The sequence below is a fragment of the Pseudomonas marincola genome, assembly GCF_900682675.2.
Taxonomy (GTDB): Bacteria; Pseudomonadota; Gammaproteobacteria; order Pseudomonadales; family Pseudomonadaceae; genus Aquipseudomonas; species Aquipseudomonas marincola.
In genome coordinates, this window is the sequence record NZ_LR215729.2 from 1,381,628 (window position 1) to 1,398,009 (window position 16,382).

The following is a 16,382-nucleotide window of genomic DNA, read 5'->3' on the forward strand; positions in this document are numbered from 1 at the left end:
AATTAATCCACCTATTGTAACTGCCCGCGACGGTTGTGTACGGATCAGCTGGCGGGTGGCAGCAAATACCCAGCAGTTAATCCGTTTACCAGCAAGTAAAGCGCCTTACATTGGCTTGGAGGATTCATCGGTTTGCCCGGCCGCCGCGACCGACCAATCGCCACCCAGGGCCTTGTGCAGCAGCACGACCTGAGTGGCGGTATTCAGGCGGGCGACAACTTCGGCATCTTCTATCGCGTTCTTCTGGCGCTGGGTGTCGAGCACGTTAAGGTGATTGATCATGCCCGAGCGATACAACGAGTCCGCCTTGTTCGAAGCGATCTGTGCTTGCTCGCTGGCCTGCTGAATCAACGCGTGATACTTCTGGCTGTTGCCGTACGCCGTCAGGGTGGTTTCGACCTCGTTGAAGGCCGAGTTGACTGTTTGCTGATAGCTCAGCGCCGATTGCTTGAAACCGGCTTCCTGCATTTCTACCAGCGCCTGGCTGCGCCCGCCGTCATACAGATTCCAACTGATACCCGCGCCGAGCATCCAGGCTTCTGAGCTGGACTTGAACAGATCATTGAAGTCGCTGGAGAGCAGGGCGGGGGAGCCGGTGAGGAAAATCTTCGGGTACTTGGCGGCGATGGCGGCGCCGACCTCTTCATTCTTGGCCGCCATTTCACGTTCGGCCATGGCGATGTCCGGGCGTCTTTTTAGCAGATCAGATGGCAGGCCGGTGGGAATCAGGGCGTTCATTTGCGGCAAGCGTTCTGGGCTGAAGTGCTTTTCAGTCTCGCCGATGTTCTCACCCAGCAGAATCGCCAGCCTGCCCATGTGCACACTCTTGGCCGTGTCCAGCATCGGCAGCGTGGCCTGGGTTGCAGCCAGCGCCGACTTGGCGTTGGCCACATCCATGGATGAGCCGTAGCCGTTGCGCTCAAGCGACTGCACCAGTTTAAGGGTTTCCTGTTGCTCGCTGATATTGCGCTTGGCGATATTGATGCGCTCAACCGCCCCGCGGTATTGCAGGTAGTTGTTCACCACGTCTGCGGTGATCAGCGTGTTCATTGCGGTTTTCATAATCCGCGCCTGTTCCAGCCGGATGCTGCTGGCCTTGCTCAGGCTGTCTACGCGGCCGAACAGATCCATCTCCCAGCTGGCACTGAGGCCGACGGTAAAAGCGTCCGGGTCGCGATCAGCAACTTTGACTTCACCGCCACCAAACTGGGCGGGCAATTGCACGCCACTCACCGCGTCACCCAGTAACGGATCATTCTCACTGATGCGCAGATCGTAGTAGCCAGCCGTTAACGCAATGGTCGGCACTTTCATCGAGGAAATGACCTTGTGATAGGCCTGCGCCGCTTGAATTCGCTGGCTGACAATCTGCAAGCTGACGTTCTGGTTTTGCGCGCGAATCACCAGTTGATTGAGTTGGGGGTCATTGAACTGGGTCCACCAGCTATTGCTGTTGGCGGGCGCAGTTGTCACACCGGCGGTGTTCTGATTGAGGTACAACTCGCTCACCGGCACGCTCGGCTTCTCGTAAGTTGGAGTCATCGAACAGCCACTCAGCAGCAGGGCGGTGGTCAGTGTGGTCAGCGCTAATTTAGTCATGGGTAATCACCTGGCGCGTGTCTTTCTCGGCATCAGGGTCGCGACCGAAAAACAGTTTGTAGAGAGCGGGCATGATGAACAACGAGAGCACCGATGCCGCCGAGAGTCCGCCAATGATGGTGGCGGCCATCTGGTCAAACAGCCGGTCTGTGAGCAGTGGAATCATGCCCAGTGCCGTGGTCAGTGCCGCCATCGATATCGCCATGGTGCGGTTCAGCGTGGCGCTCTTGATGGCCTCGCTCAAGGGCGTACCAATGCTTCGCTCAAGCTCGATCTGATCCATCAGCACGATGCCGTTTTTGATGATCATGCCTGAGAGGCAAATCATGCCGACAATCGCCATGAAGCCGAAGGGTTTGTCGAGTAGCAGCAAGCTCCAGATGATGCCGATGAGGGCTAGCGGCAGGGTGATCAGAATGATGATGGGCTGGCGGTAAGCGCCAAACATGGCGACCAGAATAATCAGCATCAGCATCGAGGCTTTCGGTGTCTGCGTCATCAGGTCGTTGATCGAGCGATTCTCGTCGTAATACTCGCCGCCCCATTCCATGGTGTAGCCATCCGGCAACTCGATCGCCTCGATTTCATCCTTGAGCGTATTGCGCACATTCGAGGCCGTGTCGCCACTCACGCCGGCTTGCGCGGTGATGGCTGGGAGCCGGTTGTAGCGCCAGATCAGCGATTGCTCACCGACTATTTCGATGTCATCCACCACTTGCCCCAAAGGCACGCTGTGCGTGGCGATCAAAGAGCGTACCGGAATGTTCTTGAAGTGCTCGAGCGATGCATTGGTGCTGCGCAATTTAATCGGCACCAGATCATCTTCATGGCGCAAGATGCCGATATCGACGCCTTCGGTTACCCGTGAAATGGCCAGGGCTATGTCCGTGCGGGTCACGCCTGCGAGGCGGGCTTCTTCCTGGTTGATTACAGGGCGCATCAATTTACTTTCCTGACGCCAGTTGTCGCGCACATATTTGGTGTGTTCATGCGCGCGAAAGATGTCTTGTGCCTGCTCCGAAAGCGTATGCAGAACCTTTGGATCGGAGCCGCTGAAACGGGCCTCGATGCTGTATTTGTCTTTGGTCGCCAGCTTCAAATCACGAAAGCGTGGCTCTGCATACGGGAACTCCTTGGCCAGCCATTTATCACCGGCGACGATAAGGGGCGCGATGTCTTCGAAGGTTTTGGTGTTGATGAGTATCTGGCCGTAACTCGGATCGAGCGGCTCCGGCTCGACAGTCACCGAAAAGCGCGGGGCACTTTCGCCAACATAGCTGGAGATGCTGCTGACTTGGGGTTGCTTGAGCAGCCACTGCTCGATTTTCAGCATGTCTTCCGAGGTTTTTCCGATCCGTCCCCCATTGGGCAGCCAATAGTCGAGAAATACGATCGAGCGATCCGAGGAGGGCATGAAATTGACACTCATCAGCGGGTACGCCAGCGCGGTTACCAGCAGAAAGGGCATCACATAAAGGATGGCTCGTTTAGGGTTATCAACCGTCCAGCCCACCGCTTTCTCATAGGCCAGCGCTGCTTTGCCAGGTGGTTTGGGCGTCGTATCCGCATCCGGTTTGATAAACATCCAGCACATCAATGGGGTGATGATCATGGCAATCACCCACGACAGCAGCAGTGAACTGCACAGCACCTGCACGATCGACAGCGAGAACTCTGCCGAGTCGGTCTTGGAGAACAGCACGGGTGTGGTGCCGAGCATGGCGATGAGTGTGGCGGCGAGCAGCGGGGTAGCCATTTCCTTGATGCTTTGGCTTACCGCCTCGCTGCGTTCAATGCCCGCGCGAACCTTGGCCTGAAACAGATCGGTGATGACGATGGCGTTATCCACCAGCATGCCCAGTGCCAGAATGAACGAGCCGAGCGACACGCGCTGCAAGTCGACATCGTTGATATTCATGTAGATCAGGGTGAATACGATGTTCAACAGCAAGCTGATGCCGACAATCATGGCGCTGCGCCAGCCCATGAATATCAGCAGAACAGCGAAGACAATGACGATACTTTCGATCAGGTTGAGGCCGAAGTTATTGATCGACTTGTCGACTTCGTCGGGCTGGTAGGCGATGACGCCGACATTGGCGCCGAGCGGCAGCTCTGCCTGAAACTCGGCAAGCACGGCTTTCAAGTCATCGCCAATGTCCACCACGTTGATCCCGGACTCGGGGCTGACCGCCAGCGTTACCGCTTTCTGGCCGTTATACCGGCTCAGGGTGAATGCCGGGTCCTGATAATCCATGGTCACTTCGGCGACATCGCCAAGGCGGATGATCCCCGATTCACTGCCGTTGACGCCGGTGTGAATCAGCAGGTTCTTGATGTCTTCCAGCGAGCTGAAATTACCGGTCTGTTCGACCCGCAAATTGCTGTTGCCGAGGTCGAAGTCACCAGAGCGCACGGGCAGGTTCTGACTGTTGAGCTGGTTGGAAAGCTCCGCGACCGAAATATTGGTGTCGGCTGTGCGTTCGTCAGACACGCTGATGTTGACCACTTGCTCGTGAACACCATGCAGCTGGACTTTCTTGATGCCGTTGACGGCCTTGATGCGACGTTGCAGTTCCCGCGCATAGTTCTTCATGTCGTGCATCGGAATGTCGTCGCCGTACACCGCGAAGACCATGCCGTACACTTCCGAGAACTCATCCTGAACGATACTGATCTGCGCTTCGGCCGGCAGCTCCAGCTTGACGTCCTCGACCTTGCGCCGCAGCAAGTCCCATTGCTGGGGCAGTTCTTCGGAGGAAATGCTTTCCTTGAGGTCGATAAAAATCATCGAGCTGCCGGGGCGCGACAGCGAGCGCAACTTCCACTGGCTGCTCATTTCCTGCAGGCGGGTTTCGATTTTGTCGGTCACCAGCTCTTCAACTTCCTTTGCGGTCGCGCCCGGATATAGCGTGACCACAACGGCGCTCTTGACGGTAAAGGACGGGTCTTCGAGCTTGCCCAGTTGGAAGTACGAAAAGATTCCGGCAAGCAGGCACAAGGAGCTGAAAAAGATGACGAAGGTTTTCTGGCGCAGGGCAAAGGTCGATAAATTTATCACTGCTGAGCCTCCAGCAGATTGCCCACGGCGTCTCCTTCCTTGAGAAAGGCGCTTCCCGCCGTGACGATGGTATCGCCCGTGTCGAGCTCGCCAGTGACGCAAACCTGATTATGCCGTTGGCTAACGACCTTCACCGCAACATGCCTGGCATGGGCACTCACCAGTTTGACGACTTGGGTCTGGCCTTCGGTGCTCTTGATGGCGCTGGGTTGCAGGCAGAAGGCTTTTTCCAGCTGGGTACTCAGGTCTACCTGCACATTCACAGCCTTGCCCGGAAACACGGTGGTGAGTTGCGTCGGGTCGAGCTTGAAGGTTACCGAGTAGGTGCGTTTGAGCGCATCGGGCAGGCTGGCGATCTCGGTGCTTTGCGCCTTGATTCCGGCGGGGTTGCCGTACCAGCTCACCAACCCGGCCATGCCCTTGCTGATGAGGCCGATCTTGCTCTCGGGCACGTCGACAATTGCCTTGAGACGTTTCGGCTGGTGCACGGTCATTACCGTAATACCAGGGCGGGTTTGTTCGTGCTCATCAATCAGGCGCTGACCCACGACGCCATCGAACGGAGCCTTGAGCTGTGAGTAACGCAGTGCGTCTTCGGCCTTCTTCAGTGCTTGCGCCGTGACATTAACGCCCGCGGCAGCTCGCGCTTGCGCACTGATGGCGCGGTCCAGATTGATTGCCGCTATCGAGTGGTCCTTGACAGCTGAACGGGTTCTGCTCAGCTCTACATTGGCAAGCCGGGCACTGGCTTTGGCTTCGCTGAGACGGGCCTTCAGCTCGTCAACACTGACTTTAAAATCGTGTGGGTCGAGCTGCGCAATAACCTGGCCCTGTTTAACGGCATCGCCTTCCTTGAACAGAATTTTGTCGACTGTGCCGGGCACCCGAAAGGCCAGATTAGCCATTTGCTGGGCTTCGATTACGCCATTGAATTGCAGCGATTGGTTGGAGTTCTGATCGGAAAGCTTGACCACATTGACCGGGCGGCCGGGGGAGGTGTCTGCGGCTTCGTCGCCAGAGCCGCAACCGGTGAGAGACAGTCCGCACGTTAGGAGCACTAATAAGGATATTTTCGAGTGCGAACTGCACATAGCTACATCTCCCTGAGTCTGTATGTTTATGGAACAACAGCCTAATGGAGATTAATCGTTGGATAATCCGGCTAGGATTCCGAACAGTGTCCTGAAAAACAGGACAATCACTTGATCATCGGAATTTGTTCGAGCAGGTATTCGGTCAGCAGGCGGGAGGCAAAGGATTGGCCGGTCCGGCTTGGATACACCAGCCAGATATTTTCCAGCTGCATTTCGTAGGCGGGCAGCACTTCGACTAACTCTCCTTCAGCCACGTGCTTGTGCGCGATTATTTCCGGCAGCAGCGCGATACCCGCACCCTGGAAAACCGCGTGGCGGATGTAGTTGGAGTTGTTCGAGATCAGTCGGCTTTCGATACTGATTTCTGCCTGTTTGAACCGCCAGAGGTTTTCCAGCTGACCACTTGGCCAGCGCAGCATGATCAGGTTGTGCTGGTGCAGGTCCTCGAGTGACCGCGGCGCTCCGTAACGTGCAATGTAGTCGGGGCTTGCGTAAAGCTTGCGGATGAACGAGGCGATAGGACGGGCTATGAAGCTTGTGTCGCTGATCGGGCCGACATGAATCGCCATGTCGAGGCCGTAATTCATGATGTCGTAGTAACCCAGATTACTCAGGTGGGTTTCGATGCTGATGTTCGGGTAGCGCGTGAGAAAGTCTTGTAGCACCCAGTGAATCAGAATGTCTGATTCGGTGAGAAGGCCGATCTTGATCTTGCCGGTCGGGTTTTGATTTTGAGTGCGGATCGAGTCGTTGGCGTGTTCAAGCCCCGGGATGATTTCCTGCAGGCTGGTCAGGTAGCCCTGGCCAATCGGGGTGAGGGTCAGACGGCGGGTCGTGCGGGTGAAGAGTTTGCCCTGCAGTGCGGATTCGAGGTCGTTGATGCGCCTGCTGATATTCGAGCGAGGCAAGTTCAGGGCGTCGGCCGCAGCGGTGAAGCTGCCTAATTTGGCGACGAGCATGAACAGTTTCAGGTCCTCGATGCGCATCAGTCTTTCATCCTTGTAAGCTGGGGCTTTGCCACCCTAACAAAAAAAGCCGCTGATCACAGCGGCTTTTGGATGCAGCACTGAGGTTAACCGCCCAGGTACGCGTCCCGTACTTTTGGGTTGGTCAGCAGCTCCTGGCCACTGCCTTCCATGACAATACGGCCGTTCTCCAGAACGTAGCCACGATCGGCGAGTTTCAATGCCTGGTTGGCATTTTGCTCGACCAGGAACACCGTTACACCGTCCTTGCGCAGTTGTTCGATGATGTCGAAGATCTGCTGAATGATGATCGGTGCCAGGCCCAGTGATGGCTCGTCAAGCAGCAACAGCTTGGGTTTGCTCATCAGCGCGCGGCCAATCGCCAGCATTTGCTGCTCACCACCGGACATGGTGCCAGCGCGTTGCTCGAAGCGTTCCTTAAGGCGCGGGAACAGGTGCAGCACCTTGTCCATTTGCCTTTGGAAGTCTTCTTTTTCAGTGAAGAAACCGCCCATGGCGAGGTTTTCTTCAACGGTCAGACGGGCAAACACACGGCGACCCTCAGGCACCACGGCAATACTCTTGCGCATGATGTTCGGGGTGTCCATGCCAACCAGTTCTTCACCCTGATAACGGATGCTGCCGCTGGTGGCCTGCGGATTACCACAAAGGGTCATCAGCAGTGTCGACTTGCCTGCGCCGTTGGCGCCGATCAGGGTGACGATTTCACCTTGACGCACTTCAACATTGACGTCGTGCAGTGCCTGGATCTTGCCGTAGAAGGTCGAGACGTTTTCGAAATAGAGCATTACGCTTCCCCCAGATAGGCTTTGATTACGTCCGGGTTATCGCGGATCTGCTCCGGGGTTCCGTCTGCCAAAGGCGTGCCCTGATTGATCACGAAAATGTGGTCGGAGATGCTCATCACCAACTTCATGTCGTGTTCGATCAAAAGCACCGTCACGTTGTGCTGATCACGCAGCACGCCGATCAGGGCTTTGAGGTCGTCGGTTTCGCGTGGGTTGAGGCCCGCCGCCGGTTCGTCGAGCATGAGGATGCTGGGGCGCGTCATCATGCAGCGGGCGATTTCCAGGCGACGCTGTTGGCCGTAGGCGAGGGTGCCGGCAGGGCGGTTGGCAAACTCGGTCAGGTTGACCTGCTCCAGCCAATGCGCGGCATAGTCCATCGCCTCACGTTCGCTCTTGCGAAACGCCGGGGTCTTGAACAGGCCAGCCAGAAAGTTGGTGTTGAGGTGGCGGTGTTGCGCCACCAGCAAGTTTTCAACGGCGGTCATGTCCTTGAACAGACGCACGTTCTGGAACGTACGCACCACGCCCTTGCGCGCAATCTTGTGGCCCGGCAGGCCTTCGATTTGCTCGCCATTGAGGCGGATGCTGCCGCTGGTGGGCTGATAAAAACCGGTGAGGCAGTTGAATACCGTGGTTTTGCCAGCGCCGTTAGGGCCGATCATCGACACCACTTGTTTTTCTTGCACGGACAGATTCACGCCGTTGACGGCCAGCAGGCCGCCAAAACGCATGGATAAGCCGCTTACTTCAAGAATCGGGCGGCTCATTGTTTCAGCTCCAGGTGCGGGCGCTGCATGGGCAACAGGCCCTGCGGACGCCAAATCATCATCATTACCATCAGGGCACCGAAGAACAACATGCGGTACTCGCTGAACTCACGCATCAGTTCCGGCAGGAGGATCATCACGATCGCGGCCAGAATGACCCCGAGTTGTGAGCCCATGCCGCCAAGAACCACGATGGCGAGGATGATTGCCGATTCAATGAAGGTGAACGATTCCGGTGTCACCAGGCCTTGGCGGGCGGCGAAGAAGCTGCCGGCAAAACCTGCGAAGCTGGCGCCGAGGGTGAAGGCTGAAAGCTTGATCACGGTCGGGTTCATGCCCAATGCGCGGCAAGCGATTTCATCTTCACGCAGAGCTTCCCACGCGCGGCCGATTGGCATGCGCAGCAAACGGTTGATCACGAACAGGGTCACCAACACCAGCAGCAGGGCGATCAAGTACAGGAAAATTACCTTGTTGATCGACTGGTATGCGGTGCCGAAGAATTCGTGAAAGGTTTGCATGCCTTCAGCGGCTTTACGCTCGAACGACAGGCCAAACAGTGTTGGTTTGTCGATGTTGCTGATGCCGTTCGGGCCGCCGGTAAGCTCGGTCATGTTGCGCAGCAGGATACGGATAATTTCACCGAAGCCCAGCGTCACAATCGCCAGATAGTCGCCGCGTAAACGCAGTACCGGGAAACCGAGAATGAAGCCGAAGAACGCTGCCATCAGGCCGGCGATTGGCAAACATACCCAGAAGCCCAGGCCGTAATAGTGCGACAGCAGCGCGTAGCTGTAGGCGCCCACGGCGTAGAAACCAACGTAACCGAGGTCGAGCAGACCCGCCAGACCCACCACGATGTTCAGGCCGAGGCCGAGCATGACGTAGATCAGGATCAGGGTAGCGATGTCCACCGCGCCACGCGAACCGAAGAACGGCCACGCCAGCGCCACTACCACCAAGCCAAGAATGATCCAGCGTTGGGTCGAAGGCAGGGTCAGGAAGTTGGTCGCCTTGCTTGGAACAGCCGGCAACTTCGGTGCATGTGACCAGGCGGAGCTGATCTGATCGCGGAACAACTGCCAGAAGAACATGGCAATGGCGCAACCGGCGATGGTCCAGAGAACCGCAGGGCTGGCATTGTGCACTTCAAGCTTGATGCCGACGGTGGTCAGTTTCAGTCCCAGCACCGGATAGGCCACGGCCACCACCAGCAGGGCACTGAAGAATGCCGTCTTGAGGTTTTTTGTGATTGCCGAACTCATACCTTTTCAACCTCCGGACGACCCAAAATGCCAGTCGGGCGGAACAGCAACACCAGCACTAACAGGCTGAATGCCACAACGTCTTTGTATTGGTCACCGAAAATATCGGCACCAAAGGCCTCAGCAACACCGAGTACCAAGCCGCCGAGCACTGCGCCAGGAATACTGCCGATACCGCCCAATACCGCTGCGGTGAAGGCTTTGATACCGGCCAGGAAGCCCAGGTGCGGGTTGATCACACCGTATTGCAAGCCCAGCAGCATGGCGGCTACAGCAGCCAGCGCCGCACCAATCACGAAGGTCAGGGCGATGATGTTGTTGGTGTTGATGCCTAACAGGTTGGCCATCTTCAAATCTTCAGCGCAGGCGCGGCACGCACGGCCCAGGCGGGAGCGGGAGATGAACCAGGTCAGGCCAACCATCACCAGGAATGTGACGATGAAGATCAGCACCTGCATATAGGAGATAACCACGCCGTTCATGCTGTTTTCACCGAACACGAAGTTACCGGGCAGCAAGTTGGGGATGGCTTTGTCTTTGGAGTCCTGCGCCAGAAGTACTTCGTTTTGCAGGAATATCGACATACCAATCGCGGAAATCAGGGGAATCAAACGGTTGCCACCGCGCAAGGGCCGGTAGGCGACTCGTTCAATACTGTAGCCATAGGCACTGGCCACGATAATGCTGGCAGCAAATCCTGCGATCAGCACAACGGGCAGACTATGGATGCCAAACATGGCAAGACCGGCAACTACGATGAACACCACGTAGGAGCCAATCATGTAAACCTCGCCGTGGGCGAAGTTGATCATGCCGATGATGCCGTAGACCATGGTGTAGCCGATGGCGATCAGAGCATAGGTGCTGCCAATGGTCAGGCCATTAACCAGCTGTTGCAGGTAGTGATACAGATCAGGCATTGCCTAACTCCTGGGTCGTTGCGTAAAGCATCGCTTGTGGCGCCGCGCAAGACCGGGATTCTTCTAATAAACAAAGCCCACTGCGGATGCAGTGGGCTTTGGGTTCGGACAGGTGAGGCTTATTTAGCTTCGGTTTTTGTACCGTCCTGGTGCCATTCGTAAACCACGAAGCTGAAATCCTTCAGATCGCCCTTCTCGTCGAAGGAAAGGTCGCCGGTTGGGGTCTTGAAGCTGTTGGCGCGCAGAGCAGCTGCAACCTTGTCGGTGTCAGTGCTACCGGCTTTCTCGATACCGCCAGCGATCACTTGTACCGCAGCGTAAGCTGGGAATACGAATGGGCCGCTTGGGTCTTCGTTCTTGGCTTTGAAGGCTTCAACCAATGCCTTGTTGGCTGGGTCCTGGTCGAAAGACTTCGGCAGGGTAACCAGCAGGCCTTCGGAAGCCGGGCCAGCGATGGCCGAGATTTCCTTGTTGCCCACGCCTTCCGGACCCATGAACTTGACCTTCAGGCCTTTCTCTGCCGACTGACGCAGCAGCAGGCCCAGTTCTGGGTGGTAACCACCGTAGTAAACGAAGTCCACGCCCGCTTGCTTGAGCTTGGAGATCATCGAAGAGAAGTCTTTGTCGCCGGCGTTGATGCCTTCGAACACAGAAACCTTCACGCCTTTGCTTTCAAGCGTCTGCTTAACGGCAGTGGCGATGCCTTCACCGTACTGCTGCTTGTCGTGGATTACTGCAACGTTCTTCGGCTTGATGTGATCAGCGATGAAGTTACCAGCAGTCGGGCCTTGCAGGCTGTCGAGACCGATGGTGCGGAAGATCAGCTGATAGCCACGCGAGGTGATGTCCGGGCTGGTCGAAGCCGCGGTGATCATCAGGATGCCTTCGTCTTCGTAGATGTCAGACGCTGGCTGAGTGGAGCTGGAGCACAGGTGGCCAACCACGAACTTGACTTCGTCGTTGACGATTTTGTTAGCAACAGCAACGGCTTGTTTCGGGTCGCAAGCGTCGTCGTAAACCACGCCTTCGAGTTGAGCGCCGTTTACGCCGCCAGCCTTGTTGATTTGTTCGATGGCCATTTTAGCGCCAATGAACTGCATTTCCCCGTATTGAGCAACGGCACCAGTAACCGGACCCGCCAGACCGATTTTAATGGTGTCGGCAGCCATGGAGTAGCTAGCTGCGCCAGCCAGTGCCATTGCTGCGAACAGCTTGGTAATTTGCTTAGTTGCCTTGTTCATAATGCTCCACTCTTATGTTTGTCGTTGTTGTAGTTCTTGCGGCCAAAGCTGCAGAACCGGGTTGAACTCCCCGGCCATACCCCCGGCAACTGTACCGGTACAGTGTAGAGCGCGAGTTCGCGCCTTGAAAAGCTAGGTTTTGGGGGCAAAACGAGAAGATGTCGCTTTAATGCAATAAATGTATAGAAAAACGGCGTGTCCTGATGCGCAGATTGGACGTCAGGCGACTTGGTCGACGTTATCATGATGCCGATCAATTTCGGCAAACAATTCAAGGCCCACCATGACTGAACAACCTAGCACCCTCTATGCCAAACTGCTCACTGAAACTGCATCTATCAGTTGGCAAGAATTACAGCCCTATTTTGCCAAGGGTGTTCTACTCTGGGTGGATGGCTCAGCGGACTTGGTGGCCGTCGCCGAGGCGGTGGCCGAGAACGAGCATGGCAAGGTTCGCCAATGGCTTGAAAGTGGTGTTCTGAGCAAGATGGAAGACAGTTGTGCAGAAGATCTGGCCACGCGCGACCCGCAACTTTGGGCGGTGGTCATAGTCCCATGGGTGTTGGTGCAAGAGCGCGCGCAAGCGTCTACTGCGCACTAAAGCGGTGCGTTGACGGTCTCTTTTGTGGCCGCGTCAAAAACTTAGTTAGGGAGTTCGAACATGTTCAAGCCGGGACATTTGCATCGCGTTAACCGCGACGAGGCCGACGGCCAGCCTGTTTACAGCGTCGACTTGTACTACCACATCAAGTTTTTGCCGGATGGCAATCGTAAGTTGGTCATGACCATGTTGGGCAATGTTGCTGGCGAGGCCTTTCAGGAAGAGTTCGAGCTGAGCAAGGAAGAAGCCCCCAATTTTGGCAGTGTCGCCAGCCGGATCGCGCAAAAGTACGGCTTGCCGACCCAGACAGGTCTGATCGCCAAGAACCATGATGAATACGATCAGATGTTCGCCGACATTCGCTCAAAACTAGAAGCGCCGGAGCCTTTACCGGTCAGCGCTGCACCCGCCATGACCGTGGATCGTTACATTCCCGGCCACTTGCATCGGGTGAATCTGGTGGCGACCAAAGACCGGCCGGCATTCAACGTCGATATTTATTACGATGTGGTGCAAGACCCGGCGGAAGGCAAGATGCTGCATATCGAATTGATCGGTCAGGTGTCGGGCACCTCATTTGAAGAGTCGTTCAAGCTGCATAGCGATACGGCATACAACTTTGCCAGCGTGATTACCCGCGCCGCGCACAAGCACGGGATTCCGGTGAACCAGAGCCTGATCATGCGTAATCACAAGGAATACGACCTGATGTTTGCCGACATTCGCAAGCGCCTGGATTTGCACGCAGGCGATCCGATCAATCTCGATCATCTGGACAGCGACGGACTCTGATCGCCTGATGCTGGGTTGGCCTTAGTTGCTGACCCAGCGTTGACGTATCCAGCCACTGAACGCATCGACGCCAAGCACCAGAATCAGCATGGCGATGATTACGCTTGAAGCCTGTGCTTCCTGAAACAGGCTGAGGTGGAAGTAGAGCATCTGGCCTAGGCCACCTGCGCCGACAAAGCCGAGCACGCTGGCCATGCGGATATTATTTTCCCAGCGGTACAGGGTGTAGGCGATGAGTTGTGGCCACACCTCCGGCAACGTCCCATAACAGAACGCGACCAGCTTCGAACCACCCGCCAGGCGGATTGCCTGTGCCGGTTCATCCGGTGTGTTCTCCAGTGCTTCGGCAAACAGCCGGCCCAGTACGCCCGCCGTGTGCAGGGCCAATGCCAGGGTGCCGGCATTGGGGCCAAGGCCGGCCGCGAGCACGACCAGCGCGGCCCAGACCAATTCCGGAATCGCCCGCAGTGCGTTCAGCAGCAGCCGGCTGCCATTGAGCGCCAGCCAGCCAAAGCGTCCCGCCGCAGGCAGTGCCAACAACAGCCCAAGAACTGCCGCAAGCAAGGTGCCGATGGATGACATGGCCAGAGTTTCCAGCGCGCCTTTGCCGATGGCGCGCCAGTGTTCGGCTGAAAAATCAGGGCTGAAAAAGCCGTTGGCGTAACTGGCCATCTGGCTCAGACCATCAGCAGCGAACAGCAGGCGCAGATCAATGTTGAGGTATTGGAACGACGCCACCACTGCAATCAACAGCACGGCGATCAGGCCATAATTGACTGCGTACTTCATTGCAGCCTCGCCCGCAGCACACGGCTCAGTTGATCGGCGAGTAACACCAGCAGCAGGAAGGTCAGCAACATACTGGCAACTTCACCGCCGGCAAACATGCGCAACGACAAATCAATTTGCTGGCCCAGCCCGCCGGCTCCGACAAAACCCATGACGACCGAGGCGCGCACCGCGCATTCCCAGCGATACACGGTGTACGAAAGCATTTCGGCAGAGGCATTGGGCAGCACGCCGTAGGTGAACGCCAGCAGACGCGGGCTGCCGGCGACCAGCAAGGCCCGGCTTGGGCGCGGGTCGACCGACTCGAAAATTTCCGCGTAAACCTTGCCAAGCATGCCGCTGTAGGTAATCGCAATCGCCAGCACCCCAGCAGTCGGACCCAGGCCAACGGCGCGCACGAAAAGCAATGCCCACACCACCTCTGGCACGCTGCGCAGCAAGATAAGTACGCCACGTACTGGCCAGCGCAACGCCTGCGACCACCACGCCGGACGCCCGTTACGGTGCGCAGCAGACAACGACAGCGCGCGGCTGGCAAGCAGTGAGCATGGAATGGCGAGCAGCAAAGCCAGCGCCATGCCGGCAGTGGCGATAGCCAGGGTTTCGAGTGTGGCCTTGAGCAGAATCTGCAGGAACTCGGGATCATGCGCCGGCGGCCAGAAACCGCTGAGGAACTGGCCCATGGTTTTGCTGTTTTCAGGATCGAACAACACCCCCAGATCAACTTCACTGAGCCTGATACCCGGCCACAGCAGCACAATTGCCAGCAGCGTCAGGCCTAACCGGGGCAGTGCAGCCGGATCGCGATCGTGGGCTTTCAGCATCGTGGAATCTGAATCACGGTGGGTGTCTGCACAGTAATGCTCGGCTCGGGCTGCAGCTGTTCATTGGCGTACAGTGCGTCGAGTTGCGCCTGGCTGACTTGCTCGCTTGGCAGGTCAAAAACAATGCGTCCGGCGCGCACGCCGATTACCCGTGGGAAATGCGCCATGGCCAGGTCCACCGCATGCAGGCTGGCGAGCAGGGTGACGCCGCGGGCGGCTGCTTCACTGCTGAGCACGCTGAGTGTATGGCCGGCCAGAACCGGGTCCATTGCCGACACGGGCTCATCGGCAAGGATGATTTGCGGGCTTTGGTAAAGCACGCGGGCGATGCCGACACGTTGTAATTGCCCACCGGAAAGCTGGTCGCAACGCTCAAACAGTTTGTCTGCCAGATCCAGCCGTGCCAGCGCCGCTTTGGCGCCGCTGATGTCGACTGGATAGAGCAGGTTGAGCAAGCTTTTGAAGGCCGACCACTCACCGAGTTTGCCGGCAAGAATCGCCGTTACCACGCGTTGGCGCGGCGGCAAAGGTGGCGCCTGATGGATCAGGCCGATACGCGCACGCAGGCGCTGGCGTTGGCGAGTGCCGATTTGCCAGGGCTGTTGTTCGAGCAGGCTGATTGCGCCGCTGGTGGGCTGCAAGCTGGTGGCAAGCAAACGCAGCAGAGTGGTTTTACCCGCACCGGAGGGGCCGATAATCGCGACGCGCTCAGCCGGTTTTACCCGTAAATCAATATCACTGAGCGCAACGTGACCATTGGCGTGGGTAACACCCACGCCTTCAAGCGTTAAATTCACTTCAACAGGCCAGCTGCGCGCGCTGCTTCCTCAATGCCTGCATAGTTCTCAGGCTTGGTTTCGATAAAGCGGCTGGCGGCCTGCAGATCCAGAATGGCTTTCTGCTCGGGGTTAGCCGGATCCAGTGCAAGGAACGCGGCCTTGATTTTGGCTTGTAGGGCCGGATCGAGAGTGCCGCGAACGGTCCAGTTGTAGTCGTAGTAAGTCGGGGTCGTGGCGATCACTTTGACTTTAGTGGTGTCGACCTTGCCAGTCGCAACCAGTTTGTCCCACACCGATGCGTTGAGCACGCCGCCATCGGCCTTGCCAGCTTGTACCCAGGCAGCGGTGGCATCGTGAGCGCCCGAGTAGGCAACGCGGCTGAAGAATTCTTCCGGTTTGATCCCGTCTTTGAGCATGAAGTAGCGCGGCATCAGGCTGCCGGAAGTCGAGGAAACCGAACCGAAGGCGAAGGTTTTGCCTTTGAGGTCTTTAACCGATTTCACGGCAGGGTCGGCGCTGATGAATTTGCTGGTGAATTCGGCGTCCTGCTCACGCTGCACCAGTGGCACGGCGTTGCCGGTTTTCAGGCGAGTCTGCACGAAGGTGAAACCACCCAGCCAGGCCATGTCGAGGCGATCAGATGCCAGCGACTCAACCACTGCGGCGTAATCGGCTACCGGCACAAACTCGACCTTCATGCCAAGTTGTTGCTCAAGGTAGGCGCCCAGTGGTTTGAACTTGCGCAGCAGTTCGGTCGGGGCTTCATCGGGGATGGCCGAGACGCGCAAAACATCAGCAGCGTTGGCGAAAACAGCAGAGAGCGACAGGGCGATGCCTGCAGCGAGTACAAAAGTACGCTTGATCATGACGGGTTCT

Annotated in this window: 15 protein-coding genes; 2 read left to right on the top strand and 13 right to left on the bottom strand. The window is 57.2% G+C overall.

The window, feature by feature from the left end:
- Positions 1-105 precede the first annotated feature (105 nt).
- The 9 genes from PMYSY11_RS06375 to PMYSY11_RS06415 form a co-directional block, all read right to left on the bottom strand.
- The gene (locus PMYSY11_RS06375) at positions 106-1,599 is read right to left on the bottom strand and encodes an efflux transporter outer membrane subunit (protein WP_150548635.1); all 1,494 of its coding nucleotides are present in this window, start codon (positions 1,597-1,599) and stop codon (positions 106-108) included.
- The gene (locus PMYSY11_RS06380; protein ID WP_197737970.1) at positions 1,592-4,660 is read right to left on the bottom strand and encodes an efflux RND transporter permease subunit; all 3,069 of its coding nucleotides are present in this window, start codon (positions 4,658-4,660) and stop codon (positions 1,592-1,594) included. The genes PMYSY11_RS06375 and PMYSY11_RS06380 overlap by 8 nt, the downstream gene beginning before the upstream one ends.
- Positions 4,657-5,751: an efflux RND transporter periplasmic adaptor subunit gene (locus PMYSY11_RS06385; RefSeq protein WP_150548636.1), complete on the bottom strand. Its 1,095-nt coding sequence runs from the start codon at positions 5,749-5,751 to the stop codon at positions 4,657-4,659. Before PMYSY11_RS06385 ends, PMYSY11_RS06380 begins: the two co-directional genes overlap by 4 nt.
- Positions 5,752-5,858: 107 nt before the next feature.
- Positions 5,859-6,740 carry a LysR substrate-binding domain-containing protein gene (locus PMYSY11_RS06390; protein WP_150548637.1) on the bottom strand — a complete coding sequence of 294 codons (882 nt, stop codon included), beginning with the start codon at positions 6,738-6,740 and terminating at the stop codon, positions 5,859-5,861.
- 86 nt (positions 6,741-6,826) lie between these two features.
- Entirely contained in the window at positions 6,827-7,528 is a 702-nt protein-coding gene (locus tag PMYSY11_RS06395) for an ABC transporter ATP-binding protein (RefSeq protein ID WP_150548638.1), read from the bottom strand.
- Complete coding sequence (gene livG / locus PMYSY11_RS06400; RefSeq protein ID WP_069901469.1) at positions 7,528-8,295, bottom strand: high-affinity branched-chain amino acid ABC transporter ATP-binding protein LivG; 768 nt, start codon at positions 8,293-8,295, stop codon at positions 7,528-7,530. Before livG ends, PMYSY11_RS06395 begins: the two co-directional genes overlap by 1 nt.
- The gene (locus PMYSY11_RS06405; RefSeq protein WP_371850774.1) at positions 8,292-9,560 is read right to left on the bottom strand and encodes a high-affinity branched-chain amino acid ABC transporter permease LivM; all 1,269 of its coding nucleotides are present in this window, start codon (positions 9,558-9,560) and stop codon (positions 8,292-8,294) included. Before PMYSY11_RS06405 ends, livG begins: the two co-directional genes overlap by 4 nt.
- Positions 9,557-10,480, bottom strand: coding sequence for a high-affinity branched-chain amino acid ABC transporter permease LivH (gene livH / locus PMYSY11_RS06410; protein WP_069901470.1), 924 nt, complete (start codon positions 10,478-10,480; stop codon positions 9,557-9,559). Before livH ends, PMYSY11_RS06405 begins: the two co-directional genes overlap by 4 nt.
- Positions 10,481-10,599: 119 nt before the next feature.
- Positions 10,600-11,721, bottom strand: a complete 1,122-nt coding sequence (locus PMYSY11_RS06415; RefSeq protein WP_150548639.1) for a branched-chain amino acid ABC transporter substrate-binding protein — start codon at positions 11,719-11,721, stop codon at positions 10,600-10,602.
- A gap of 283 nt (positions 11,722-12,004) precedes the next feature.
- On the opposite strand from PMYSY11_RS06415, the gene PMYSY11_RS06420 reads away from it, so the two are divergent.
- Both PMYSY11_RS06420 and PMYSY11_RS22020 read left to right on the top strand, forming a co-directional pair.
- Positions 12,005-12,322, top strand: coding sequence for a DUF2288 domain-containing protein (locus PMYSY11_RS06420; protein WP_150548640.1), 318 nt, complete (start codon positions 12,005-12,007; stop codon positions 12,320-12,322).
- A gap of 60 nt (positions 12,323-12,382) precedes the next feature.
- A complete protein-coding gene (locus PMYSY11_RS22020; RefSeq protein ID WP_335722231.1) occupies positions 12,383-13,114 on the top strand; it encodes a DUF5064 family protein in 732 nt (243 codons plus the stop codon).
- Positions 13,115-13,135: 21 nt separating this feature from the next.
- Here PMYSY11_RS22020 and phnE read toward each other — a convergent pair whose 3' ends face one another.
- The 4 genes from phnE to PMYSY11_RS06450 are packed head-to-tail and all read right to left on the bottom strand — an operon-like array spanning position 13,136 to position 16,372.
- Complete coding sequence (gene phnE, locus PMYSY11_RS06435) at positions 13,136-13,903, bottom strand: phosphonate ABC transporter, permease protein PhnE (RefSeq protein WP_150548641.1); 768 nt, start codon at positions 13,901-13,903, stop codon at positions 13,136-13,138.
- Positions 13,900-14,727: a PhnE/PtxC family ABC transporter permease gene (locus PMYSY11_RS06440; protein WP_090513522.1), complete on the bottom strand. Its 828-nt coding sequence runs from the start codon at positions 14,725-14,727 to the stop codon at positions 13,900-13,902. The genes phnE and PMYSY11_RS06440 overlap by 4 nt, the downstream gene beginning before the upstream one ends.
- Positions 14,721-15,524, bottom strand: a complete 804-nt coding sequence (locus PMYSY11_RS06445) for a phosphonate ABC transporter ATP-binding protein (RefSeq protein ID WP_090513519.1) — start codon at positions 15,522-15,524, stop codon at positions 14,721-14,723. The genes PMYSY11_RS06440 and PMYSY11_RS06445 overlap by 7 nt, the downstream gene beginning before the upstream one ends.
- Positions 15,521-16,372: a putative selenate ABC transporter substrate-binding protein gene (locus PMYSY11_RS06450; protein ID WP_069901476.1), complete on the bottom strand. Its 852-nt coding sequence runs from the start codon at positions 16,370-16,372 to the stop codon at positions 15,521-15,523. The genes PMYSY11_RS06445 and PMYSY11_RS06450 overlap by 4 nt, the downstream gene beginning before the upstream one ends.
- Positions 16,373-16,382 lie beyond the last annotated feature (10 nt).